We start from the raw sequence: 24063 nt of genomic DNA on the forward strand, positions 1-24063 counted from the left end.
GGGGCGGCGTGGCGGGCTGGGCCGGTGCCTGCGGGGCAGGCGCCTGCTGCTGCGGAGCCGGCGTGGGCTCGGGCTTCGGCTCCGGTTCGGGCTGCGGCGCGGGCGCCGGAGCGGCGGGCGCGGCGGAGGCGTCACCGATGACGGCGAGCTTGCCACCGACCTCGACCGTCTCGTCCTCGTTCACGCTGATCTCCAGCAGCGTGCCCGCGACGGGCGAGGGGACCTCGGTGTCGACCTTGTCGGTCGAGATCTCCAGCAGCGGCTCGTCGACCGCGACCGAGTCACCGACCTGCTTGAGCCAGCGGGTGACGGTGCCCTCGGTGACGCTCTCGCCCAGCTCGGGCAGGGTGACCGGGGTGCCCTGCGCGGACCCGCTCGGCGCGGGCTGCGCGGTCGGCTTCGGCGCACCGTCCACCGCGGGCGAGCCCTGCGGGGCCTGCTGCGGCTCGGGCTCGGGCTCGGGCTCCGGCTGCGCCTGCTGCGCGGGCTCGGCGGGCGCGGCCGGTGCGGCGGAGCCTCCGCCGGAACCGTCGTCGATCACCGCGAGCTCGCCGCCGACCTCGACGGTCTCGTCCTCCTTGGCGACGATCCGCTGCAGCGTGCCCGCGACGGGCGAGGGGACCTCGGTGTCGACCTTGTCGGTGGAGATCTCCAGTAGCGGCTCGTCGACCGCGACCGTCTCACCTTCCTGCTTCAGCCACCGGGTGACTGTGCCCTCCGTGACGCTCTCCCCGAGCTCCGGCAATGTGACGGAGTAGGCCATCGTTCGCTGACTCCCTTTGAATCTTGTTGCTGTGGTCTGTGGCGGTAGAGGTTCGCGTCAGCTGTGCACGTGCAGCGGCTTGCCGGCAAGGGCAAGGTGTGCTTCGCCGAGGGCCTCGGTCTGGGTGGGGTGGGCGTGGACGAGCGGCGCGACGTCCTCGGGGAAGGCTTCCCAGTTGTAGATCAGCTGGGCTTCCCCGATCAGCTCGCCGACGCGGTCGCCGACCAGGTGCAGGCCGACCACCGGGCCGTCCGGCGCCTTCACGAGCTTCACCGCGCCGGAAGTCTTGAGAATCTGGCTCTTGCCGTTGCCCGCGAGGTCGTAGGTGAACGTCGTGACCCCGGCGCCGAACTTGTCCTTGGCGGCGGCCTCGGTCAGGCCGACGGAGGCGACCTCGGGGTGGGAGTAGGTGACGCGCGGGATACCGGACTCGTCGATCGCGCGGGGGTTCAGGCCCGCGATCTCCTCGGCGATGAAGATGCCCTGCTGGAAGCCGCGGTGCGCGAGCTGAAGGCCCGGCACGATGTCGCCGACGGCGTACACGTTGGGCAGGTTGGTGCGCAGCCGGTCGTCGGTGAGCACGAAACCGCGCTCCATCCGGACCCCGGCCTCCTCGTAGCCGTGGCCGGCGGTGTTGGGGCCGCGGCCGACGGCGACGAGCAGCAGATCGGCTTCCAGCGTCTCGCCCGATTCCAGGGACACGCTCACGCCGTTGTCGTCCTGCTTGGCGCCGGTGAACTTCACGCCGGTCTTGAAGGCGATCTTGCGGCGGCGGAAGGCCCGCTCGAGCTGTTTGGAGGCGAACTCGTCCTCGTTCGGAACGAGCCTCGGCAGTGCTTCCACAATGGTGACGTCCACCCCGAAGGAGGCCCACACGCTGGCGAACTCGACCCCGATGACGCCGCCGCCGAGCACGACGACCTTCTCCGGGATGTAGTCCAGCGACAGCGCTTCCTCACTGGCGATGACGCGGCCGCCGAGTTCGAGGCCGGGCAGCGTCTTGGAGTAGGAGCCGGTGGCGAGCAAGAGGTTCTTGCCGGTGTAGCGGGTGCCCTCGACCTCGACGCTGGTGCCGCCGACGAAGGTGCCGGTGCCTTCCACGAGAGTGACCTTGTGGGCCTTGGCCAGTCCCTGCAGGCCCTTGTAGAGCCGCGAAACGATCTGGTCCTTGTACTTGTTGACGCCCGCGATGTCGATGCCCTCGAGGGTGGTCTTGACGCCGAACTGCTCGCCCTCACGTGCCGTGTCCGCGACCTCCGCCGCGTGCAGGAGCGCCTTGGTCGGAATGCAGCCACGGTGCAGGCAGGTTCCGCCCAGCTTGTCCTTCTCGATCAGGATTACGGAAAGGCCTAGCTCTGCCGCGCGGAAAGCCGCGGCGTAGCCGCCCGATCCGCCACCAAGGATCACCAGGTCGGCGGAGGTGTCGGTCACGTCAATTCTCCTCGATGAGCGTCGTCTTAGCGTCGCATTACGTCTTGGCCCTCATCATCTTGTCACTAGGGACTTCATGCTTGCGAGGTAGCCGGGTGTGTTACTCGGCGCATTCGTGATCACCGGGATAATGGTGTGACGAAGCAGTCGGAGATGGGGTGGTCGAGGTGGGTCTGTTCGACTCGCTGCGCAGGAAACGCAGGCCAGGCACGATGCGCCGGGCCAGCGAGAGTGACACCCGGCACCTCGAGACGTGGTCGGCCGCGCGGCGCGGCGTGGAGGCCTACGTCGAGCCCCGCACCAGCGTCACCGAGACGACGGTGGTGCTCATCGCGCACGACGGGGAATGGACCCGCCGCCGCATCGGCAGCCTGGACGAAGCGCAGCGGTTCGGCCGCAAGCACGGAATCCCCGTGTACGAAGTCGCGAAGGTCGGTTACCCGAAGCGAATGCGCGAATACACACAGCGCATGAAGAACCAAGGCAAGTAAGCAAACAAACGAAGCCGCCCTCCCGGCGACCCACCTCCCAAGGCGAGATGACCGCGTTCCCGAAGGTCATCCCGGAGCCTGCCCGCCGGCGAGGCATCTTTTTCCGGTCCCGGTCGGGTGTGGGAGGTCTGGCGTTTGCTCGGCTGCGCTTCCCGTCGCCGGTGAGGGGCCTTCGCGGCCTGTCAGCCTGCGTCGGCGATGTCCGCCAGCACGGCTGCGATGGTCCGGACCGGCACGCCCGTGCCGCCCTTGCCGGTGTAGCCCCACGGGCCGCTGGTGTTGAACGACGGGCCCGCGATGTCGATGTGCGCCCACGGCAGACCGTCGGCGACGAACTCGCGCAGGAAGATCCCGGCGGCGAGCATCCCGCCCCAGCGGTGGCCGGTGACGTTGGCGAGGTCCGCGATCCGCGAGTCGAGGTCGCCGCGCAGTTCGTCGGGCAACGGCATCGGCCAACCGCCCTCGCCGGTGGCCTGGGCGATCGCGGCGACCCGGTCCCGGAACTCGTCCGAGCCCATGATCCCGGCCGTGCGGTTGCCCAGCGACACGATCTGCGCGCCGGTCAGCGTCGAGGTCTCGATCAGGTAGTCCGGGTCCTCCTCGGCGGCGCGCACGATCGCGTCGGCCAGTACCAGCCTGCCTTCGGCGTCGGTGTTGAGCACCTCGACCGTCTTGCCGCCGTACATGCTCAGCACGTCACCGGGCCGGTACGACGTGCCCGAGGGCAGGTTCTCCGCGAGCGGGATGTGCGCGGTGACCTCCAGCGGGTACTTGAGCTTCGCCGCCAGCACCACCGACGCCAGCACCGCCGCGGCGCCGGACATGTCGGAGGTCATGTGGTCCATGTTGGCCGCGGGCTTGATCGAGATACCGCCCGAGTCGAACGTGATTCCCTTGCCGACCAAGGCGATCTTCTTGCCCGCCTTCGGTCCCTTGTAGCCGACGCGCAGCAGCCGAGGCGGTCGCGACGAACCGCCGCCGACGCCGAGGATGCCGCCGAAACCCTTGCGCTTCAGGGCTTTCTCGTCGAGCACCTCGAAGTCGAGACCGGCCTCGTCGGCCAGTTTCTTCGCGCGCTCGGCGAACGAGGCGGGGAACAGGTCGTTGGGCGGGGTGTTGATGAGGTCACGCGCGATGATCACCGACTCGGCGATCGCGGTGGCCGCCTTGAGCGTGGCCTTGTGCGCCCGCGCGGTGCCCTCGGCGGGCTGCACGAACTCGGCCGCGGCCAGCGGCGCGTCGCCCGGCTCCGACTTGTAGGCGGTGAACTTGTACGCGCCCAACGCGGTGCCCTCGACCGCGGCCTGCAGGTCCAGCGTGGACGGGAACACGAGCGCGCGGGCGGTGCCGGCCAGCGAGCGCGCGGCCGCACCCAGCGCGCGGCGCACCTGCTCCGCGCTGACGCCGCCGTCCTCGCCCGGCTTGCCGAGACCGACCGAGACGACGATGTCCGCGCCGAGCTTGCCCAGCGTCGGCACCTTGACGATCTCCTCGGCCTTGCCGCTCGCGCCCAGCGAGGACAGCACGCTTTCGAGCTTCCCGTCGAACGCCTTGTCCACGGCCTCCGCGCCGGGTGCGAGCACGCCCGCCTTCTCGCCCTGGAGCAGGCCGATCACCACGACCTCGGCGCGACTCTTGGCCAGCGCGGTCTCGGCGTTCTCGTACAGGGCAAACTTCGGCACGGTCACTTATGGCTCCTCGCGCACTGAGGTGGATGTCAATCGTGAGCCATGCTAATGAGCGGTGAAAGAGTGCAGAAAGGCAGGTGGCGGCCGTGCGGCTGGGTGCGGGGCTGCTGATCGCCGTGGCGGCCGGAGCCGCGGCCGCAGGCTGGTGGCTGCCCGCCGGGGTGGCGCTGGCCGGGATCCTCGCGTGGTGCGCCGCGCGGCCGGCCCCGGTGCCCGAGCGTGCCGAGCCGCTGGTCGGGGGCGCGCGGTACGCGGTACGGCTGGCCGTCGTGCCCGTGTACGCGTCGGTGTTCGGCGCCTACCTCGTGCCCGGGCATCGCGCGTTCGCCGCCGTCGCGTTCGTGCTGGTGGTGACCGTGGCTAGCACGTTCGGTGTCGCGCTGCCCCGGTTCCTGCGGGCGTGGGTGCTCGGGATCCTGCTCGTCGTCGGTGCCGGCCTGATCGCGCTCTGTCTGGCGATTTCACCCGAGCGCGGGACCGGCGGCGGCCCGGGCGCGACGGGGATGTTCGCCGCGGGTGCGGCGCTGTTCCCGCTGCTGTATCGCCGCGAGGCCAAGGTGAACTGGTGGCTGGCCGGATCGGTCGGAGCCGCGCTCGTGGTGTGCGGGGTGGCCCTGTACCAGCTCGGCCCGGTCCGGCTCGGACTCTCCGGCGTGCCGCTGCGCGATCTGCTGGCCGCTGTGGACGGTCAGCCGATCGAACCGCTGCTCGCCGGGGTCGCGGTGATCGCGACGGTGTCGGCCGCGTTGGGTGCGTTCCGCGAGACACGTGGTGACCTGCCGCCGGTCGCGGGCGGGCTGGCCGCCGCGGTGGGCGCGGCGCTGCTGGATCCGGTGCGGGCGCTGCTGCTGGCCGCGGCGATCGCGCTCGCGGAGGTGCTGATCAGCAGCCTGCTGACGTTGTCGATGCGGCGCCGGGACGTGCGCGCGGTGCTCGGCGCGGCATTCGCGATCACCCTGCTGGCGTGGCTGCCGCCGCTGTATCTGCTGCTCGCGGTCGCGGTGATCGCCGTCGCGGTGGTGGCTAGGCGATCAACAGGAACGCGAGCAGGGTCAGCACCGCGTCCACGACCGCCAGAATGACGACCGCCTTCACCGGCAGGTCGCGCGGAAACACCTTGTCGAACTTGCTGCGCCACCAGACGATCCCGAAGACGGCGCCGACGAGACCGAGGATGCCGCCGAACACGTCCAGCATGATGTAGCCGTCCAGCACCAGCACGCCGGTGCCGAAGGTGAGCAGCGCGGCCGCCAGGAAAGTCCGCACGTCGGAGCCGGTGCCAGCGGAGACACTGTTGGTGGTCACGCCCTCATCGTAGGGGAGGAGGAATTCTCGGACGTCCAACAAAGAGATATTCTGATCGAATGACGACCACGATGCCCTTCACCCGTACCCCGAACACGTCTCCCGCCTCCGCGGAGCGTGTAGCCGAGGTACTGGCGAACCCGGGCTTCGGGACGTATTTCACGGACAACATGGTCACGATCCGCTACAGCACCGAGCGCGGCTGGCACGACGGTGCCGTGCGCGCCTACGAGCCCGTCACGCTGGACCCGGCCACGTCCGTGCTGCACTACGGCCAGGCGATCTTCGAGGGTCTCAAGGCCTACCGCCAGCCCGACGGTTCCATCGCCGCGTTCCGGCCGGATGCCAACGCGGCCCGCTTCCGCACCTCCGCGCGCCGGCTCGCGATGCCGGAACTGCCCGAGGAGCTGTTCGTGGAATCGCTGCACGAGCTGATCGCGGTGGACAACCGGTGGGTGCCCGGCACCCCGGGCGAGACCCTGTACCTGCGGCCGTTCATGATCTCCACCTCGGTGGGCCTCGGCGTGAACGCGCCGGCGAGCGAGTACCTCTACATCCTCATCGGCTCGCCCGCGGGCAGCTACTTCACCGGCGGCGTGAAGCCGGTGAGCGTGTGGCTGTCCACCGAGTACGTGCGTGCCGCGCCCGGCGGCACCGGGTTCGCGAAGTGCGCGGGCAACTACGCGGCGTCCTTCCTCGCTCAGGCGCAGGCCGTGGAGCAGGGCTGCGATCAGGTGGTGTGGCTCGACGCGAACGAGCGCCGCTGGGTCGAGGAGATGGGCGGGATGAACCTGTTCTTCGTCTTCGGCTCGGGTGCCGACGCGAAGGTGGTCACGCCCGAGCTGAGCGGTTCGCTGCTTCCCGGCGTCACCCGCAGTTCGCTGCTGCAGCTGGCCAAGGACAACGGCCTCGCCGTCGAGGAGCGCCGCATCTCCACCGAGGAGTGGGAGAAGGCGGCGGCCTCGGGTGAGCTGACCGAGGTGTTCGCGTGCGGTACCGCCGCCGTGATCACGCCGGTCGGCCGGGTGAAGCACGCCGAAGGCGAGTTCCTCGTCAACGGTGGCGAGCCCGGTGAGCTGACCATGAAGCTGCGCGCCGAGCTGACCGGCATCCAGGAGGGCACCCGCCCCGACCCGCACGGCTGGATGCACAAACTGTCCTGACCTGTTCCCGTGAGGGACCCGTTCCTGGCTCAGAGCGCCAGGAACGGGTCCCTCACGGCATTTCGGCGACGTCGCTGAGCAGGTGGGCCGCCATCCGCAGCAGGGGGAGCGCGGCCAGCGCGCCCGAGGCCTGGCCCAGCCCGATGTGCAGATCGAGCACCGGGCTGAGGTCGAGGTGGTCCAGCGCGATCGCGTGGGCGGGCTCGGTGCAGCGGTGCGAGGCCAGCCACCACCAGCGCGCGTTCGGCGCGAGTTCCTCGGCGACCAGTGCGGCGGCCGCCGCGGGCAGCCCGTCGATCAGCGCCGGGGTGCGCCGGACCGCGGCCTGCGCGAGGAAACCGGTCATCGCCGCGAGGTCCGCGCCGCCGGCGGTACGCAGGAGCGCGACCGGATCGGTGAGCACGGCTCGCGCGCGGCGGAGCGCGTCCCGGATCGCGGTGGCCTTGCGCATCCAGGCGTTGTCGTCGATCCCGGACCCGCGACCGACGACGGCGACCGGTTCGGTGCCGGTGAGCGCGGCGATCAGCACGGACGACGGCGTGGTCACGCCGACCCCGAGATCGCCCGCGACGAGCAGGTCGGCGCCGGAGTCGATCTCGGCGTCGGCGATGTCGGCGCCCGCCTTGAGCGCGGCCGCGACCTCGTCCGCGCTCAGCGCGTCCTCGACGTCGATCGAGCCGGAACCCTTGCGCACCTTGAATTTCGCACCGGGCGTGTCGGCGTCCACGGCGATGTCCTCGACCCGCAGACCCGCTCCCGCGACCGACGCGAGCGCGTTGGTGACCCCGTTCCCGTCGAGCAGCGTGGTGAACAGCCGCGCGGTCGTCCCGGCGGGCTGCGCCGAGACGCCCTTGGCCGCGATCCCGTGGTCCCCGGCGAAGATCACCACGCGCGGCCGCGTGAACGGGCGGGGCGGGCAGGCGGCCTGGCACGCGGCCACCCAGGCACCGAGATCCTCGAGCGTGCCGAGTGACCCCGCGGGTTTGGCCAGCGCGGCGTGGCGGCTGCGGGCCAGCGCACGGGTGGGCTCGTCGGGCTGCGGCACGGCGGGAAACTCAGGAGTCACGGGGGCAATCTAGCCGTCCGGCCGAGTGACGGTGGTGAGTGTCCCGCGGCTCCGTATGATCCGCCTCGTGCCGACACCACGAGGGATCCCGTTCGCCGCCGGTGTGGTCCTGGCAAGCGGGGCGGGCACACGCGTCGGGGCGAGCCTGAACAAGGTGTACCTGCCGCTGGCCGGGCGCCGGATCGTGTCGTGGTCGATCGGGTCGTTCGCGCGGGTCCCGGCGATCGGGGCGATCGTGCTGGTCGTGCGACCGCAGGACGACGAGCTCGTGAAAGCGGTGCTCGAGCACGAGGTGGACGGCGCGGCCGTCGAGGTCGTCCACGGTGGACGCACGCGGCAGGAGTCCGAGCTGCGCGCCCTGCGGCACCTGGCGACGCGCATCGACGAGAACGTCATCGACGCCGTGCTCATCCACGATGCGGCACGGCCGCTGGTCACCCCCGCGCTGATCAACGCCGTGCTGGCCTCGGCACGGGAACACGGCGGCGCGATGCCCGGACTGGCCGCCGACGACATCCACGCGGCGGGGGAGGGCGACTTGCTCGCCGGCCGCCCCGACGGCACCGTCGTGCGCGCCCAGACTCCGCAGGGCTTCCGGGCGCGTCCGCTGCTGGAGGCCTACGAACAGGCGGCGCGGGAAGGCTTCGAAGGCACCGACACCGCGTCGGTCATGGAGCGGTTCTCGTCGCTGCCGGTGCGGTGGGTGCCGGGTGAGGAACGCAACTTCAAGGTCACCTATCCGCACGACCTCGTCGTCGCCGAACAGGTGCTGACCTCGGCGCGCTGAGGCGTGTGCTCGCCGGCGCCGGTCAGCTCACCGCTTCGCCGGGCTGCACGCGCGGCTTGGGCATGCGCAGCTTGCGGATCTGCGTGGCCCGGACGAAGGCGTACCAGCCGACCGAGCGGCCGTTGACCGTCTCCTTCGGGAACTTCTCCCGCGCCAGCCGCGCGATCCGCCGGCCGGACAGGAAGCCCTCGACGGCCATCGCGAGCAGCATCACCATGCAGATCAGCGTGGCGTAGGTCTGGATGCGCGGGTACGGCACGAGCATCGCGACGAACACCAGCACCGCCAGCGGCATGAACAGCCCCAGCAGGTTGCGCCGCGCATCGACCAGGTCCCGCACGTACGCCTTGACCGGGCCCTTGTCCCGCGGCAGCAGGTAGCGCTCGTCACCGGCGGCCATGCGCGCCTGCCGCTCCTTGGCGGCGGCGCGACGGTCTTCCTTGCTGACCGGGTTGGCCTTGCGCAGCTCCTTGTTGCGCTTCATCGCCTCGCGCATCGTGCGCGGCGGCGGAGCGACCGGGCCGCGGCGCTTGCCCTCGGCTTCCTTGCGCTTCGGGGTGGGCTTGCCCTTGCCCGGCGTGTAGTTCGCCCTGTGAGATTCGACGCTTTCGGCCACCTCGGCCGCCTCGTTCTCCGGGCTGTCCTCGGTGGTTGCGCTGCTGCGACGTAGAAACCTCACGCAGCCAGGATATTCCAGACCGCACCGTCGGTGTTCAGCCGGTCGAAACATGTGCGACCATGAACATAACGCCACGGCAGGGAACAGAACGGGCCCTGGGAGTGTTGATCCGGTTCAGGAGGCACCCCTGCCCACCCCAGCAACACCGAGGGAGAGCCATGACGACCGCTGAGACCGGCGCCCCGCAGACCGAAGCCACTCACGGCGTGACCTTGACCGACGCCGCCGCTGCCAAGGCGAAGGCCCTGCTCGAGCAGGAGGGCCGCGACGACATGCACCTGCGTATCGCGGTGCAGCCGGGCGGCTGCGCGGGTCTGCGCTACCAACTGTTCTTCGACGAGCGCGAGCTCGACGGCGACCTGTTCCGCGACTTCAACGGCCTGCGTGTGGCCGTCGACCGGATGAGCGCGCCGTACGTCCAGGAGGCCGTGATCGACTTCGTGGACTCGATCGAGAAGCAGGGCTTCACGATCGACAACCCGAACGCCACCGGCTCCTGCGCCTGCGGCGACTCTTTCCACTGATCCGGACACGAAACGGGCGCTGGTCACTTCACTTGTGACCAGCGCCCGTTTTCCTGCGCTCGTGGCGGGAAGTCAGGCGTAGTCGTCCAGGTCGGCGACGGTGGAGTGGCACGCCTCGTCCACGGACCAGCCTCGCGGGGCCGGCGGACGGGGTGTGGCTTCCCGCCGGACCCGCAGGCCCGCTGGGATGTCGGCGCAGTCGCTGATCAGCTCTGCGAGGTTCTCGGGTTCGGTCGACGTGGTCACGACGGCGACGCTAGGCCCTTACTTGAGGGTAGGGTCGTTGCGCGGCGCTGAATTACCTCCGACGGGCTATGACCGGCGGGTAACTTCGTAACAGCAGGGAGCACTGGTGGCAGGAAACGCGAAGATCGCGGTGTCCGGCAGTATCGCAACCGACCATCTCATGCACTTCCCTGGCAGATTCGCCGAACAGCTCGTCGCGGACCAGCTGCACCGCATCTCGCTGAGCTTCCTCGCCGACGACCTCGTCGTCCGGCGCGGCGGGATCGGCGCCAACATCGCCTTCGGCCTCGGCGTGCTGGGTGTGGCGCCGGTGCTGGTGGGCGCGGTCGGCGACGACTTCGCGGACTACCGCGCCTGGCTGGAGCGTCACGGCGTCGACACCTCCGGCGTGCACGTCTCCGAGGTCGCGCACACCGCCCGTTTCGTGTGCACCACCGACGAGGACCTCAACCAGATCGCGACCTTCTACGCGGGCGCGATGGCCGAGGCCCGCAACATCGAGCTGAAGCCGATCGCCGACCGCGTCGGCGGGCTGGGCACGGTGCTGATCAGCCCCGACGACCCCGACGGCATGCTCCGCCACGCCGAGGAATGCCGCCAGCGCGGCTACGAGTTCGCGGTCGACCCGTCCCAGCAGCTCGCGCGCATGACCGGCGAGCAGGCGCGCGCCTTCGTCGCGGGCGCGAAGTTCCTGTTCACCAACGACTACGAGTGGGAGCTGCTGCGCCAGAAGACGGGCTGGAGCGAGTCCGACGTGCTCGGCGAGGTCGCCTACCGGGTGACCACGCTCGGCGAGCACGGGGTCGAGATCGTCGGCGCCGACGGCACGTCGTTCAAGGTCGCCGCCGTCCCCGAGCACGCGAAGGCCGACCCGACGGGCGTCGGGGACGGCTTCCGGGCCGGTTTCCTCGCCGGGCTGCACCGGGGCCTGACCCTGGAGCGGTCGGCGCAGCTCGGTTCGCTGATCGCCGTGCTGGTGCTGGAGACCGTGGGCACCCAGGAATGGCAGCTCGACCCCGCGAGCGCCCTCAAGCGCGTGTCCGACGCCTACGGCACGGACGCCGCCGTGGAGATCGGCGAGGTCATCAACGCCTGAGGGGCGGCTCAGCGGTCGAGGAACTCGACCCGGTTGCCCACGGCGTCGAACGTGTGGAAGCGGCGCCGGCCGGGGATCTCCGCCGGGTCGGCCCAGTGCACCTCGTAGCCGGCGGCGCCGACGGCCTCGGCCACGGCGTCGACGTCGGCCACGAAGGCCGGATGCGCCTTGCGGGCGGGGCGGAAGTCCGCTTCCACGCCGACGTGCAGCTCACCGTCGGGACCGCCGACGCCGGGCACCCGGAACCAGCACCCGCCCCGCACCGCGAGCAGCGGCGGCTTGGGCAGCTCCTCCCAGCCGAGCACGCCGTGGTAGAACGCCCGGACGCGGTCCTCGCTGCCGGCCGGGCACGCCACCTGCACGTGATGAATCATGGTTCAGATCTTGACCGGGTAGGCGGGCTCGGGCACCTCGGGCTTGATCCGGTGCTCGATGAAGATGCCGTGCCAGAGCATGAACACCAGCAGCGCCCAGATCTGGCGGCTGCGGTCGAACTGGCCCGCCTTGTGCTCGTCCAGCAGCGCCAGCACGGCCTGCTTGTCCAGCAGCGCGTCGGTCTGCGAGTCGTTGATGATGCCGCGCGCCCAGTCGTACATCTCGTCGCGCAGCCAGATCCGGATCGGCACCGGGAAGCCGAGCTTGCGCCGGTTGAGCACGTGCGCGGGCACGATCCCGTCCAGCGCGCGGCGCAGCGCGTACTTGGTGGTCTCCTTGGTGATCTTCTGGTCGATCGGGATCCCGGCCGCGACCTTGAACACCTCGGCGTCCAGGAACGGCACCCGCAGCTCCAGCGAGTTGGCCATGGTCATCTTGTCCGCCTTGACCAGGATGTCCCCGCGCAGCCAGGTGAACAGGTCCACGTGCTGCATCCGCGCCACCGGGTCCCAGCCCGCCGAGGTGCGGTAGTGCTCGGCGGTCACGTCCTGGTGGCCGACGCCCTCGGCGAAGTCGCGCAGCACCGCGCGCAACTGCTCGTCGCGGAAGTTGCGGGCGTTGCCGTAGTAGCGCTGCTCCAGCGTCATCGAACCGCGGTCGAGCAGGCTCTTGCCGCGCGTGCCCTCGGGAATCAGCTCGGACATCCTGCCGAGCAGCTTCCGCAGCCCGCCGGGCACCTTCTCGAACGGCGCGAGCGAGATCGGCTCCTTGTAGATCGTGTAGCCGCCGAACAGCTCGTCGGAGCCCTCGCCGGAGAGCACGGCCTTGACGTGCTTGCGTGCCTCCCGCGCGATGAACCACAGCGGGACCAGCGCGGGGTCCGCGACCGGATCGTCGAGGTACCAGACGATCAGCGGCAGCGCCTCCATCATCTCGTCCGCGGTGACGGTGCGCACGACGTGCTTCACGCCGATGGCCGCCGCGGACTCGGCCGCGACGTCCACCTCGGAGTAGCCCTCGCGTTCGAAGCCGGTCGTGAACGCGATCAGGTTCGGGTTGTGTTCCTTGGCCAGCGCGGCGATCGCGGTCGAGTCGATGCCGCCGGAGAGGAACGTGCCGACGGTGATGTCGGGGTCGGCGATCATGTGCTTGGCGACCGAGTCGCGCATCACGTCGGCGATGCGCTCGTGCAGCGCCTTCGCCTCGGCGTCGCCGTTGACCGGCTTGGCGTTGAACTGCGGGAAGAAGTACCGCTCCTGCTTCAGTTCACCGCCGGGGGTGATCGTGAACGAGGTGCCGGATTCGATCCGGCGGACACCGGTGTGCAGCGATTCGGGCTCCGGCACGTACTGCAGCGTCAGGTAGTGCTGCAGGGCCTTGGTGTCCAGCTCCTCTTTGACGCCGAGGACGCCGGAAAGCTCCAGCAGGCTCTTCTTCTCGCTGGAGAAGGCCGTGCCGCCGGGCCCCGCCGAGTAGAACAGCGGCTTGATGCCGAACGGATCGCGTGCCCCGTGCAGGACCTTCTCGTCGGCGTCCCAGATCAGGTACGCGAACATGCCGCGCAGCCTGCTCACCGCGTTCGGGCCCCAGTAGTGGTAGGCCGCCACGATGGCTTCGCCGTCGCCCTCTGTGGCGAATTTCGCATCGTGCTCGGTGACGAGGCGTTCTCGCAGCTCACGGTAGTTGTAGATCTCGCCGTTGAAGTTCAGCGTGTACCGCTGGGGCGATTCCGGCGGACCCCACACCAGCGGCTGGTGGGCGTGCTCGACGTCGATGAACGCGAGCCGGTTGAAGCCGTAGACCACCTCGGAATCGGCCCAGGTGTCCGTCTCGTCCGGTCCGCGGTGACGCTGGCAGCGCAGGGCCGCGCCGACCGCCGCACGGGCGTTGACCGCGTCTTTCTCACTGGGACACACGAGTCCGAGCAGGCCGCACACGCGTAATCACACACCTCTGGGGTAGGGGCTGGATGGTGAGGGCCAGTATGCCGGGTCGATTCGCCACCAACCGTTACCCCTTGGTCAGCGGAAGCTGTCAGCTCAGCTAGGCTCCGGTCGTCACGCCAGAATTCGAGGAGGCCTGGGTTGAAGAGGGTCGGTAAGGTCGCCGCGCTGGCCGGGCTCGTCGCCCTGTTGGCGACCGGGTGCTCCGGTGACGAGGTGCTTCGGTTCGGCTGGCCGGTAGGTGTCACCGAGCAGGCCGACAAGATGCGGTGGTTGTGGACCTGGTCCGTCATCGCCGCGCTCGTCGTCGGGGTGATCGTGTGGGGGCTGATCTTCTGGGCGTCGGCGTTCCATCGCAAGAAGAAGAACGCGGACCCGACCGAGCTGCCCCGCCAGTTCCAGTACAACGTCCCGCTCGAGCTGTTCTGCGTCGTCGTGCCTCTGGTCATGGTCTGTGTGCTGTTCTTCTTCACCGCGACCACCGAGAACCAGGTGCTCGCGAAGAAGCCGAACCCGGACGTCACGATCAACGTCACCGCGTTCCAGTGGAACTGGGAGTTCGACTACCCGAACGAGCCCAAGGACGCGACCGGTCAGATGATCCGCACGGTCGGCAACTCGGGTGAGATCCCGCTGCTGGTGCTGCCCACCGGCAAGACGATCCAGTACAACCTGCGCTCGACCGACGTCATCCACTCGTTCTGGGTGCCGGAGTTCCACTTCAAGCGCGACGTCTTCCCGTACCCCGAGCGGAACAACCAGGACTCGTCGTTCCAGAACACGATCGACAAGGAAGGTTCGTTCGTCGGGCGCTGCGCCGAGCTGTGCGGCACGTACCACTCGATGATGAACTTCGAGGTCCGTGCACTGCCGGACAACCTCTACAAGCAGTACATTCAGCTGCGGACGCAGGTGAACCCGGCCACCGGGCTGCCGAACACGGCCGCCGAGGCGCTCGCCGCGATGAACTGTGGGCAGCTGTGCACCCCGCACGCGGTGACAACGCAGCCGTTCAACACCGACCGCACCGCGCGGACGGCCTCCGGCTGAGGCCACACCGGGCAAAGTCGAGTGTTTGACACAGAAGTGAGGACAGCTTCATGAAGGTCGAAGCCCGTATTTTCGATTTGGTCACGGGGTTCTGTTTCTTCATCGCGATCGTGTACGGCGTGACCACGTACTTCTGGAGCGGGTTCGGCGTCGAGCCGGTCGGGCTCGTCGCGCTGATCCTGACCGGCGGGCTGGCGCTGATCGCGGGCAGCTACATGCGGTTCGTCTCGCGCCGCATCGAGGCCCGCCCCGAGGACCGCGAGGACGCCGAGATCAGCGACGGCGCCGGTGAGCTCGGCTTCTTCAGCCCGGGCAGCTACTGGCCGATCGCGCTCGCCGGTTCGGCCGCCTTCGCGGGCCTGTCGCTGGCGTTCTTCCACATCTGGATGATCGTCGTCGCCGGTGCGCTCATCCTGCTGACCGTCGGCGGTCTGGTGTTCGAGTACCACACCGGCCCCCACGACGAGTGATCTCGCACGACCAACGCGAAAGGCGCCTCTTCCGGAATCCGGGAGGGGCGCCTTCGTCGTGTGGCCGGCTGTCGCCGATCAGTGGAACGCCGCCCAGCGAGCCAGCAGATCGGCCGCTGCGCCCGTGTCGATCGCTTCCGCGGCCCGCACCAGTGCCGAGGACAGATCGTCGCGCAGCGAGCCGGTCAGGCCGGTGTACGCGGCCAGTGCGCCCGCCGCGTTGATCAGCACGGCGTCGCGCACCGGGCCCGGCTTGCCCGCGACGAGTTCGCGGACGACGCCGGCGTTGACCGAGGCGTCCCCGCCACGCAGGTCTTCGGCGGTGGCCCGCGCGATGCCGAAGTCGGCGGGGTCGAGCTTTTCCTGCCGGACCTCGCCACCGGAAACGGCCCAGACCGTGCTGGTCGTGGTGGTGGTGATCTCGTCGAGCCCGTCGTCCCCGCGCACCACGAGCACCGAACCGCCGCGCCGGGCGAACACGCGCGCCAGCACCTCGACCTTGTCCGGGTAGGCGCAGCCGATCATGCCCGCGCTCGGCTGTGCCGGGTTGGTCAGCGGCCCGAGCAGGTTGAACGTCGTCGGTACGCCGAGCTGGCTGCGGGTCGGGCCCGCGTGCCGGAAACCGGGGTGGAACACCGGCGCGAAACAGAACCCGATGCCCAGCTCCGCGACGCATTTCTGGACGCGGTCCGGGTCGAGGTCGATCGCGACGCCGAGCGCTTCGAGCACGTCGGCCGCGCCCGATTTGGACGATGCCGCACGGTTGCCGTGCTTGACCACCGGTGCGCCGGCCGCGGCCACCACGATCGAGGCCATCGTCGAGATGTTCACCGAACCCGAGCGGTCGCCGCCGGTGCCGACGATGTCCACGGCGCGGCCGTCGACGTGCACCAGCCGCGCGTGCGCGAGCATGGCCTCGGCCAGGCCGGCGATCTCGGCGGGCGTCTCGCCCTTCGCGCGCAGCGCGACGGCGAAACCGGCGATCTGCGACGGCGTCGCCTCACCGGACATCACCTGGTCCATCGCCCAGGCGGTGTCCTCCGCGGACAGGTCCTCACCGTCGATGAGGACGCTGAGCAGAGCGGGCCAGGTCTGCGCCATCACGCTTGGACGGCCGGGACCCGCTGGCCCCGCAGCACGTCCGCGACGGTCTCGGCGGAGGTCAGCGGGTCGAGCGGGTGCACGAGGACGGCGTCGGCCTGCGACCAGGTGGCCAGCCAGCGATCGTCCTTGCGCCGCACCGCGATCACGATCGGCGGGCAGTCGTCGATCTCGTTCTTGAGCTGGCGGCACAGTCCGATGCCGCCGGTCGGCTGCGCCTCGCCGTCCAGGATCGCCAGGTCGATCGCTCCCCCGTCCATTTCGGAAAGCACGTCGGCGACCCCGTCGGCCTCGACGTAGTTCACCCGGCCGAGATCGGTCGCGGGGCGCCGCCCGATCGCGTTCATGATCGACTCGCGGACGTCCGCCCGGTGGCTGAACACCAGGACCCTCATCGGCTGCTCGGTCACGTCAAGCCTCCGGCCTCATCGCTGCAACTGGTGCCTTGATGCTAGCGGTCGCGCGCCCAACTACCGAGAGTCCATCGGCTGTAGTGCGTCCCAGCCGAGTGAGTCGCCGCCGAGCCGTTGCGCGAGCCCGGCCATCCGGGACCGTTCCTGGGCGCAGTGCAACGCGTCGAGATGCTGGACGCGCAAGGCGTGCAACCGCGAAGTTCCCTCCGATTCGGACACCGTGCGTAATTCCCACCCGTCCTGGGCCAGCAACCCGCCCGCCTCCGCCACCCGTCCGGCCGGCAGCGACAGGTGGTGGCGCAGCACCGCGACCTCGTTCTCCCGCCACGAGTGTGATCTCGCCAGCACTGCGGAATCCGCCTCGCCGATCTCGAAGGCCTCCGCCACCACCGCGAGCCCCGGCGTGTCGGGTGTGAGCTCCGGCATTTTCTCCTTTCTCAGCAGGTCACGGACTCGATCGAGCAAACTCACCGGCAATCCTCACCCTCGGTGTTGGTGGATGTGACCAACGCACGTGCCGACCCGACCAAGCAGGCCGGTTTCGTGGGAGACATAATGCGACTCGTGACAACGGCAGCTCCCAACATCAGCCAGCGGGTGCACTCGCTGAACCGGCCGAACATGGTCAGTGTCGGCACGATCGTGTGGCTCTCCAGCGAGCTCATGTTCTTCGCCGGGCTGTTCGCGATGTTCTTCACGGTCAAGGCGCAGAACACGAGCGGCGTATGGCCGCCGATCAACCAGGCGACCGGCGAGCCGATCCATCTCGACATCCCGTACTCGCTGCCGTTCACCATCATCCTGGTGGCGTCGTCGTTCACCTGTCAGCTCGGCGTGTTCGCCGCCGAGAAGGGTGACGTCTACGGCCTGCGCCGCTGGTACATCATCACGTTCCTGATGGGCGCGGTCTTCATCGGCGGGCAGGTCGGTGAGTACATCAGCCTCATCAAGGAGGGTGTGACCATCCCGTCCGGGGCGTGGGGCTCGATCTTCTTCGTCGCGACCGGGTTCCACGGACTTCACGTGCTCGGCGGGCTCGTCGCGTTCGTGTTCCTGCTCATCCGCACCAAGATGAGCAAATTCACGCCGGCGCAGGCCACCTCGGCGATCGTCGTGTCCTACTACTGGCACTTCGTCGACATCGTCTGGATCGGCCTGTTCGCGGTCATCGAGATCCTTCCTTGACCGCACCCAGCTCGTCCCGAACTCACCAAACAGCAAGGGTTGCCGCAAGATGACCACCAGCAAGAAGTCCTCCGGGCGTCGCTTCGGCGCGCGCACCAAGATGCGCAGGCGGATCGCCGGCCTGCTGGCACTGGGCGTCGCGCTGATCGGGGCGGGCGCGATCTACGCCGTCTTCGTGCCGAAGGCGCAGACCGCGCAGGCGCAGGAGGATCCGGCGCAGCTGCGGCTGGGCCAGCAGGTCTACAACAACACCTGCATCACCTGTCACGGCGCGAACCTGCAGGGTGTGCAGGACCGTGGACCGAGCCTCATCGGTGTCGGCGACGCCGCCGTGTACTTCCAGACTTCCTCCGGCCGCATGCCGATGGTGCGCCAGGAGGCACAGGCCGAGCGCAAGCCGCCGAAGCTGAGCCCCGAGGAGATCGACGCGGTCGGCGCCTACATCCAGGCCAACGGCGGCGGCCCGGAGCGGCCCGCCGAGACCGGCGCGGCGCTGCAGGGCTCCGACCCGGCCCGCGGCGGTGAGCTGTTCCGCCTCAACTGTGCTTCGTGTCACAACTTCACCGGTCGCGGCGGCGCGCTGTCCGCGGGCAAGTTCGCGCCCCAGCTGGACGCGGCCACCGAGGACCAGATCTACACCGCGATGCTGACCGGCCCGCAGAACATGCCGAAGTTCTCCGACCGGCAGCTCACGCCGGACGAGAAGAAGGACATCATCGCCTACATCAAGTCGGTGTCGGACAACAACAACAATCCGGGTGGCGACTCGCTCGGTGGGTTCGGGCCGGCATCCGAGGGCGTCATCGCGTGGATCGTGGGTATCGCCGCGCTGGTCGGTGTGACCCTGTGGATTGGATCGAGGGCATGAGCAGCAACGAGGGGACGAACCTCCCGTCGGACGAAGAGCTGGCGGGCATGGACCGCGACCAGCTTCTCGAGCTGGGCGGCCGGCTCGACGGGGTCGAGCTCGTCGACTACCCGGACCCGTGGCCGGTCAAGGGCACCCGGGCCGAGAAGCGTGCCGAGCGCGTGGTGGCGCTGTGGTTCACCATCGCCGGTCTCGCCGGGCTCGGTTTCGTGGTCAGCCTCATCTGGTGGCCGTGGCAGTACAAGGCCCCGGGCCAGCAGGGCACGTTCCTGTACTCGCTCTACACGCCGATGCTGGGCATCACGCTCGGCATCTGCGTGATCGCGCTCGGTGCCGGAATCATCCTGTACACCAAGCGGTTCGTCCCGCACGAGCTCGCGGTGCAGGAGCGGCACGACGGCAACGGCACAGGCTCCGCCGAGATCGACCGCAAGACGATCGTCGCGCACCTCGAGGACGCGGGCAGCCGCAGCACCATCGCCCGCCGCTCGCTGGTCAAGCGGTCGGTCGGCCTCGCGGGCGGTGCGCTCGGCCTCGGCCTGGTCGCGCTCCCGGTCGCGTCCTTCATCAAGAGCCCGTGGAAGGAAAGCGACCCGGCGAACACGCTGTGGCACACGCCGTGGATGAAGGAGACCCCCAACGAGGTGGTCTACATGCGGCGCTACACCGGCGACCCGCACGAGGTGAAGCTGATCCGTCCCGAGGATCTCGACGCCGGCGCGATGGAGACGGTGTACCCGTTCCGCGAGTCCGAGCGCAACGACCCGGAGAAGCTCGCCGCGATCTTCCTGCGGTCCGACAGCCCGGTCATGTTGATCCGCCTGCGCCCGGAGGACGCCCAGCGCGTCGTCAAGCGCAAGGGCCAGGAGGACTTCAACTTCGGCGAGTACTACGCCTACACCAAGGTCTGCAGCCACGTCGGCTGCCCGACCTCGCTGTATGAGCAGCGGACCAACCGGATCCTCTGCCCGTGCCACCAGTCGCAGTTCGACGCGCTGCACTATGCGAAGCCCATCTTCGGTCCGGCGACTCGCGCTCTGGCCCAGTTGCCCATTACCGTGAACGAAGAGGGATACATGGTCGCTCGGGGCGATTTCATCGAGCCTGTGGGACCGGCCTTTTGGGAGCGGAAGTCATGAGTTCACTCACCACCCCCACGAAGGGCTCGAGCCTCCTGCAACGGCAGGCGGCCGAGGCCGGGGAGAACATGGACCAGCGGTATCGCCTGGCCAAGGGCATCCGCCACCAGTTCAACAAGGTCTTCCCGACGCACTGGTCGTTCCTGCTCGGCGAGATCGCGCTCTACAGCTTCATCATCCTGATCCTGTCGGGCGTGTACCTGACCTTGTTCTTCGACCCGTCGATGGCCGAGGTCGCCTACCACGGCAGCTTCAAGAACCTCCAGGGCGTCGAGATGTCCCGGGCGTTCGCGACGACGCTGGACATCTCGTTCGACGTGCGTGGCGGCCTGTTCGTGCGGCAGCTGCACCACTGGGCGGCGCTGGTGTTCGTCGCGGCGATGATGGTGCACATGTTCCGGATCTTCTTCACCGGAGCGTTCCGCAAGCCGCGTGAGGCGAACTGGATCATCGGTGCGCTGCTGCTGATCCTGGGCATGTTCGAGGGCTTCTTCGGCTACTCGCTGCCGGACGACCTGCTGTCGGGCACCGGCGTCCGGGCCACCCTGTCGGGCATCGTGCTCTCGGTGCCGATCATGGGCACCTGGCTGCACTGGGCGCTGTTCGGCGGCGAGTTCCCCGGCGACGTGATCGTGCCGCGCATGTACACGCTGCACATCCTGTTGCTGCCGGGCATCATGCTCGCGCTCGTCGGCGCGCACCTTGCGCTGGTCTGGTACCAGAAGCACACCCAGTTCCCCGGTGTGCGGCGCAAGGAGACCAACGTCGTCGGCGTGCGGATCATGCCGTACTTCGCGCTCAAGGCCAGCGCGTTCTTCATCCTGACCACCGGCATCATCGCGCTGATGGCGGGTGTGTTCCAGATCAACCCGATCTGGAACATCGGACCGTACAGTCCCTCACAGGTGTCGGCCGGTTCGCAGCCGGACTGGTACCTGGCCTGGGCGGACGGTCTGCTGCGTGTCTTCCCCGCGTGGGAGCTGTACCTGGGCAACTACACGGTCCCGGCGGTGTTCTTCGCCGGTGCGGTGTGGATGCCGGTCCTGATCGGGCTGCTCATCGCGTACCCGTTCATCGAGCGCAAGCTGTCGAAGGACACCGCGCACCACAACCTGCTGCAGCGCCCGCGTGACGCACCGGTCCGCACCAGCATCGGCGTGATGGCGCTCGCGTTCTTCATGGTGATCGAGCTGTCGGGCTTCAACGACATCATCGCCTACCACTTCGACATCTCGCTGAACGCGACGACGTGGGCCGGCCGGATCGGGATCCTGGTGGTGCCGCCGCTGGCGTACTTCATCACCTACCGGCTCTGCCTCGGCTTGCAGCGGGCGGACCGCGAGGTGCTGGAGCACGGCATCGAGACGGGCATCATCAAGCGCCTGCCGCACGGTGAGTTCATCGAGGTCCACCAGCCGCTCGGCGGTGTGGACGCCCACGGCCACGCGATCCCGCTGGAGTACCAGGGCGCGCCGGTGCCGAAGAAGATGAACGCGCTGGGTGCGGCCGGACGCCCGGTGCCGGGCACCATCCTGGCCCCGGACCCGGCCGAGGAGAGCGCCGCTCTGGAACGTGCCAAGGGCAACGGCCACGGTGCGCCTTCGGAGCAGGAGGTCCCGGCGGGCTGGTCCACGCCGGAGTCGCACTAGCAAGCAAGAGAAGAGGCCCCGCCACCCCCACCGGGTTGGCGGGGCCTCTTTCTTTGTGGATGGACGTGGATGGACAACGCCAGGCGGCGCCACCGCACCGAGCGACCAGGCAACGAACCGCCGCAGGCAACGATGGCGAAGCCGAGCGAACGCCAGACCTCCCTCGCCCCGATCCCCAGCCGAACAACGCCGCGCTCTGCGGTGTCCAGGCTTGCGCAGCAACCGCGCAGCGGCGCCGAAGGCGGCCTTGACACGGCCCGAGCGCGGCGTAGAACGCTCAGGGGAGCGGGGTGGGGGAGGTTCCCGGCAGCCGAGGACGGGACCGGCACCGGGCGGACCGGCACCGGGGGAACCGGCACCGGGGAAAAGATGCCTCGCCGGCGGGCAGGCTCCGGGATGACCTTCGGGAACGGGGTCGTCTCGCCTTGGGAGGTGGGTCGCCGGGCGGTGTGGTCATCCCGTCGCCTGCGGTGTTCAGGCGACGGGATGACCACACCTGGCGGCTTCGTTTGTTTGCTGGGCGTTTCGCTCGCTTCTGCCTACTCTTCGGCGCCTATGGCGAAGGCGCTTTCCGTGTCCGCTGTGGAGTACGACCTGAAGGCGATGTGGGTGTCGGTGTCGATGACGCCTTCCACGCGGCTGATCTTGCCGGGGATCAGGTCCGCAAGGCCCTCATGGTCGTGCACGCGCACGATGGCGATCAGGTCGACGTCGCCGGCGCACGAGTACACCTCGGACACCCCCTCGATGTCCGCGATCGCCTGCGCGGTTTCCGGGATGCTGTCCGCCACGGCATGAATCAGCACGATCGCGGTGATCACGTCTACTCCTCCTCGCCCGAGATGTCAGCGTCGCGATCGTATCCAGGTCACTCAGCCCACCGCTCGTTCCAGCTCGTTCGCCACGCTGGCGCGCTCGAGCCAGTCCTGCCAGCCGCCCGCACCGTACGCGGGCTCGGCCCACGGCACGGCGGTGCGGACGAGCCGGACACCCGGTTTGGTCAGCCACCGCAGCAGCAGCCCGGCCTCTTCCGGCGGCGCACCGTAGAGCGGCCCGTCCGCCGGTGCGACGGTCTCCGCCGAGGCGACGAGAGCGTCCACGATCGGCATCGGCGGCACGCCCCTGCGCGCCACCCCGGCCGAGGCGAGCCGCCCGTGACGGATCACCGCGAACTCCCAGCCACCCTTGCCGTCCGGCGCGGCGGCGACCAGTTCGGGAATCGCGGCGAGTGCGCTCAGCCGGTGGGCCTTGGCGACGGCGCGCACGAGAATCGCCAGCTCGTCCCGTCGCCGGGCGGCCTGCTCGAAGTGCTGGGCCGCCGCCAGATCCTCCAGCTGCCGCAACGCCGACCGCAGCGGCTTGGCGTTGCGGCCGCCGATCAGGTCTCGCACCGCGAACACCGAAGGGGAGTAGGCCTCGACGCTCTGCCGGCCCGCGCAAGGTGCCCCGCAGCGCCCGAGCTCCGCGAGCGCACACGGCCGCCCCGACGGTGCGGTCGCGGAGATCCGCTGGCTGCACGTCCGAAGGCCGGACGCGCCGGCGAGCACGTCCGCCGCGAGCTTGGCCATCGCCTGCGAGTTGAACGGGCCGAGCGCGCCGTCCTTGGGCAGCCGCACCACCGACAGCCGGGGAAACGCCTCGTCGGTGAGCACGACCCACCACGACTTGCGCGGGTTCTTCGAGCGCCGGTTGTAGGAGGGGCGGTGCGCGGCCAGCAGCCGCAGCTCCCGCACCTGCGCCTCCAGCGCGTGCGAACACTCGATGCCGTCGACCCGGTGCGCGAGCCCGACCATCTCACGGATCCGGCCCCGGCTGTCCGAACCGGTGAAGTACTGCCGCACCCGGCGCCGCAGGTTGCCCGTCGTGCCGACGTAGAGCACCTCGTCACCGGGCCCGCGGAACAGGTACACGCCCGGCAGCTCCGGCAGGTGCGCCGCCATCCCACGCTTGGCGCGCTGTGCGGGCGTGACCTCGGGCAGATAGTCGACCAGCTCCTCCAGCGAGTGCACGCCCACCGGGCCGAGCCGCTCCAGCAGCGCGTGCAGCACGTCCACGGTGGCGCGGGCGTCCTGCAGCGCGCGGTGGTTCGGCGTGGTCGCAGAACCGAACAGCGCGGCCAGCGCGCCGAGCCGGAAACTCGGCGTGTCCTGTCTGCTCAGCACCCGCCGCGCGAGCCGGACGGTGCACACGACGGCCGGTTTGGGCCAGGCGTAGCCATGGGCGGCGCAGGCGGCGCGCAGGAAACCGGTGTCGAACGGGGCGTTGTGCGCGACCAGCACCGCACCCGCCGCGAACTCGAGAAACGCGGGCAGCACCTCGTCCATGAGTGGCGCGTCGTACACCATCGCACCGGTGATCCCGGTCAGCGCGACGATCTGCGGCGGAATCGGCATTCCCGGGTTCACCAGTGTCGCGAACTCGCCGAGCACCTCGCCGCCGCGCACCTTCACGGCACCGATCTCGGTGATCCCGTCCGGCCCCGGCTTGGTGCCCGTCGTCTCCAGGTCGAACACGACGAACGTGGTGTCCCGAAGTGGCGTGCCGAGCTCGTCGAAAGTCAGCTGATCGTGCGCCCCGTGCATGGTCGGCACCCTAAGTAAGGGCACCGACAGTTTCCGTCGTCCTACGACG

At 69.5% G+C, this 24063-nt stretch carries 26 protein-coding genes; 12 read left to right on the forward strand and 14 right to left on the reverse strand.

Annotation, left to right across the window (positions count from 1 at the left end; genetic code table 11):
- A partial coding sequence (locus HFP15_RS26890) for a biotin/lipoyl-containing protein (protein ID WP_312871759.1) occupies positions 1-763 on the reverse strand: 763 nt, incomplete at its 3' end.
- 57 nt (positions 764-820) lie between these two features.
- Positions 821-2194, reverse strand: a complete 1374-nt coding sequence (lpdA, locus tag HFP15_RS26895) for a dihydrolipoyl dehydrogenase (protein ID WP_168519543.1) — start codon at positions 2192-2194, stop codon at positions 821-823.
- A gap of 158 nt (positions 2195-2352) precedes the next feature.
- On the opposite strand from lpdA, the gene HFP15_RS26900 reads away from it, so the two are divergent.
- On the forward strand, positions 2353-2685 hold the full coding sequence (locus tag HFP15_RS26900) for an oxidoreductase (RefSeq protein ID WP_168519544.1): 333 nt from the start codon (positions 2353-2355) through the stop codon (positions 2683-2685).
- Between the two features lie 182 nt (positions 2686-2867).
- Here HFP15_RS26900 and HFP15_RS26905 read toward each other — a convergent pair whose 3' ends face one another.
- A complete protein-coding gene (locus HFP15_RS26905; RefSeq protein WP_168519545.1) occupies positions 2868-4373 on the reverse strand; it encodes a leucyl aminopeptidase in 1506 nt (501 codons plus the stop codon).
- Between the two features lie 86 nt (positions 4374-4459).
- On the opposite strand from HFP15_RS26905, the gene HFP15_RS26910 reads away from it, so the two are divergent.
- On the forward strand, positions 4460-5455 hold the full coding sequence (locus HFP15_RS26910; RefSeq protein ID WP_168519546.1) for a hypothetical protein: 996 nt from the start codon (positions 4460-4462) through the stop codon (positions 5453-5455).
- On the opposite strand, the gene HFP15_RS26915 is transcribed toward HFP15_RS26910, so the two are convergent.
- Positions 5397-5678, reverse strand: a complete 282-nt coding sequence (locus tag HFP15_RS26915) for a hypothetical protein (RefSeq protein ID WP_168519547.1) — start codon at positions 5676-5678, stop codon at positions 5397-5399. The genes HFP15_RS26910 and HFP15_RS26915 overlap by 59 nt on opposite strands.
- A 59-nt stretch (positions 5679-5737) precedes the next feature.
- Here HFP15_RS26915 and HFP15_RS26920 point away from each other — a divergent pair, with 59 nt between their 5' ends.
- Positions 5738-6841, forward strand: a complete 1104-nt coding sequence (locus HFP15_RS26920) for a branched-chain amino acid aminotransferase (RefSeq protein WP_168519548.1) — start codon at positions 5738-5740, stop codon at positions 6839-6841.
- Positions 6842-6893: 52 nt separating this feature from the next.
- On the opposite strand, the gene cobT is transcribed toward HFP15_RS26920, so the two are convergent.
- Positions 6894-7916, reverse strand: a complete 1023-nt coding sequence (gene cobT, locus HFP15_RS26925) for a nicotinate-nucleotide--dimethylbenzimidazole phosphoribosyltransferase (protein WP_168519620.1) — start codon at positions 7914-7916, stop codon at positions 6894-6896.
- Positions 7917-7974: 58 nt separating this feature from the next.
- Here cobT and HFP15_RS26930 point away from each other — a divergent pair, with 58 nt between their 5' ends.
- Complete coding sequence (locus HFP15_RS26930) at positions 7975-8694, forward strand: IspD/TarI family cytidylyltransferase (RefSeq protein WP_312871761.1); 720 nt, start codon at positions 7975-7977, stop codon at positions 8692-8694.
- A 22-nt stretch (positions 8695-8716) separates the two neighbouring features.
- Here HFP15_RS26930 and HFP15_RS26935 read toward each other — a convergent pair whose 3' ends face one another.
- Complete coding sequence (locus tag HFP15_RS26935) at positions 8717-9373, reverse strand: DUF3043 domain-containing protein (RefSeq protein WP_168519550.1); 657 nt, start codon at positions 9371-9373, stop codon at positions 8717-8719.
- Positions 9374-9531: 158 nt separating this feature from the next.
- On the opposite strand from HFP15_RS26935, the gene HFP15_RS26940 reads away from it, so the two are divergent.
- Positions 9532-9897, forward strand: coding sequence for a HesB/IscA family protein (locus tag HFP15_RS26940; protein ID WP_168519551.1), 366 nt, complete (start codon positions 9532-9534; stop codon positions 9895-9897).
- Between the two features lie 72 nt (positions 9898-9969).
- Here the strand turns inward: HFP15_RS26940 and HFP15_RS26945 are convergent, their stop codons facing one another.
- Positions 9970-10143 carry a hypothetical protein gene (locus HFP15_RS26945; RefSeq protein ID WP_168519552.1) on the reverse strand — a complete coding sequence of 58 codons (174 nt, stop codon included), beginning with the start codon at positions 10141-10143 and terminating at the stop codon, positions 9970-9972.
- A 106-nt stretch (positions 10144-10249) separates the two neighbouring features.
- Between HFP15_RS26945 and HFP15_RS26950 the strand changes: the two genes are divergently transcribed.
- Positions 10250-11239 carry a carbohydrate kinase family protein gene (locus HFP15_RS26950; protein WP_312871762.1) on the forward strand — a complete coding sequence of 330 codons (990 nt, stop codon included), beginning with the start codon at positions 10250-10252 and terminating at the stop codon, positions 11237-11239.
- Positions 11240-11247: 8 nt separating this feature from the next.
- Here HFP15_RS26950 and HFP15_RS26955 read toward each other — a convergent pair whose 3' ends face one another.
- Together HFP15_RS26955 and asnB are read right to left on the reverse strand one after the other, a co-directional pair.
- Entirely contained in the window at positions 11248-11613 is a 366-nt protein-coding gene (locus HFP15_RS26955; protein ID WP_168519553.1) for a VOC family protein, read from the reverse strand.
- Positions 11614-11616: 3 nt separating this feature from the next.
- A complete protein-coding gene (asnB, locus tag HFP15_RS26960; RefSeq protein WP_168519554.1) occupies positions 11617-13551 on the reverse strand; it encodes an asparagine synthase (glutamine-hydrolyzing) in 1935 nt (644 codons plus the stop codon).
- A 147-nt stretch (positions 13552-13698) separates the two neighbouring features.
- On the opposite strand from asnB, the gene ctaC reads away from it, so the two are divergent.
- Together ctaC and HFP15_RS26970 are read left to right on the forward strand one after the other, a co-directional pair.
- Positions 13699-14607 (forward strand): aa3-type cytochrome oxidase subunit II, encoded by a 909-nt coding sequence (gene ctaC / locus HFP15_RS26965; RefSeq protein WP_168519555.1) that lies wholly within the window; start codon positions 13699-13701, stop codon positions 14605-14607.
- 50 nt (positions 14608-14657) lie between these two features.
- Positions 14658-15077 (forward strand): cytochrome c oxidase subunit 4, encoded by a 420-nt coding sequence (locus HFP15_RS26970; RefSeq protein ID WP_168519556.1) that lies wholly within the window; start codon positions 14658-14660, stop codon positions 15075-15077.
- 78 nt (positions 15078-15155) lie between these two features.
- Here the strand turns inward: HFP15_RS26970 and trpD are convergent, their stop codons facing one another.
- Genes trpD through HFP15_RS26985 form a run of 3 tightly spaced genes read right to left on the reverse strand, consistent with a single transcriptional unit; the run spans position 15156 to position 17062 of the window.
- A complete protein-coding gene (gene trpD / locus HFP15_RS26975) occupies positions 15156-16178 on the reverse strand; it encodes an anthranilate phosphoribosyltransferase (protein WP_168519622.1) in 1023 nt (340 codons plus the stop codon).
- On the reverse strand, positions 16178-16588 hold the full coding sequence (locus tag HFP15_RS26980) for a hypothetical protein (RefSeq protein WP_168519557.1): 411 nt from the start codon (positions 16586-16588) through the stop codon (positions 16178-16180). Before HFP15_RS26980 ends, trpD begins: the two co-directional genes overlap by 1 nt.
- Before the next feature lie 60 nt (positions 16589-16648).
- Positions 16649-17062 carry a hypothetical protein gene (locus tag HFP15_RS26985; protein WP_168519558.1) on the reverse strand — a complete coding sequence of 138 codons (414 nt, stop codon included), beginning with the start codon at positions 17060-17062 and terminating at the stop codon, positions 16649-16651.
- Between the two features lie 84 nt (positions 17063-17146).
- Here HFP15_RS26985 and ctaE point away from each other — a divergent pair, with 84 nt between their 5' ends.
- From ctaE to qcrB, 4 genes are read left to right on the forward strand one after another with little or no spacing between them, the layout of a single operon-like run.
- Complete coding sequence (ctaE, locus tag HFP15_RS26990; protein ID WP_168519559.1) at positions 17147-17776, forward strand: aa3-type cytochrome oxidase subunit III; 630 nt, start codon at positions 17147-17149, stop codon at positions 17774-17776.
- Between the two features lie 49 nt (positions 17777-17825).
- Positions 17826-18644 carry a cytochrome bc1 complex diheme cytochrome c subunit gene (gene qcrC, locus HFP15_RS26995; RefSeq protein WP_168519560.1) on the forward strand — a complete coding sequence of 273 codons (819 nt, stop codon included), beginning with the start codon at positions 17826-17828 and terminating at the stop codon, positions 18642-18644.
- Complete coding sequence (gene qcrA / locus HFP15_RS27000) at positions 18641-19783, forward strand: cytochrome bc1 complex Rieske iron-sulfur subunit (protein WP_168519561.1); 1143 nt, start codon at positions 18641-18643, stop codon at positions 19781-19783. The genes qcrC and qcrA overlap by 4 nt, the downstream gene beginning before the upstream one ends.
- Positions 19780-21432, forward strand: a complete 1653-nt coding sequence (gene qcrB / locus HFP15_RS27005; protein WP_168519562.1) for a cytochrome bc1 complex cytochrome b subunit — start codon at positions 19780-19782, stop codon at positions 21430-21432. The genes qcrA and qcrB overlap by 4 nt, the downstream gene beginning before the upstream one ends.
- A 539-nt stretch (positions 21433-21971) precedes the next feature.
- Here the strand turns inward: qcrB and HFP15_RS27010 are convergent.
- Together HFP15_RS27010 and HFP15_RS27015 are read right to left on the reverse strand one after the other, a co-directional pair.
- Entirely contained in the window at positions 21972-22253 is a 282-nt protein-coding gene (locus HFP15_RS27010; protein ID WP_168519563.1) for an Lrp/AsnC family transcriptional regulator, read from the reverse strand.
- A 51-nt stretch (positions 22254-22304) separates the two neighbouring features.
- On the reverse strand, positions 22305-24014 hold the full coding sequence (locus HFP15_RS27015) for a DEDD exonuclease domain-containing protein (protein ID WP_168519564.1): 1710 nt from the start codon (positions 24012-24014) through the stop codon (positions 22305-22307).
- Positions 24015-24063 lie beyond the last annotated feature (49 nt).

This window comes from Amycolatopsis acididurans (assembly GCF_012328925.1).
Taxonomy (GTDB): domain Bacteria; phylum Actinomycetota; class Actinomycetes; order Mycobacteriales; family Pseudonocardiaceae; genus Amycolatopsis_E; species Amycolatopsis_E acididurans.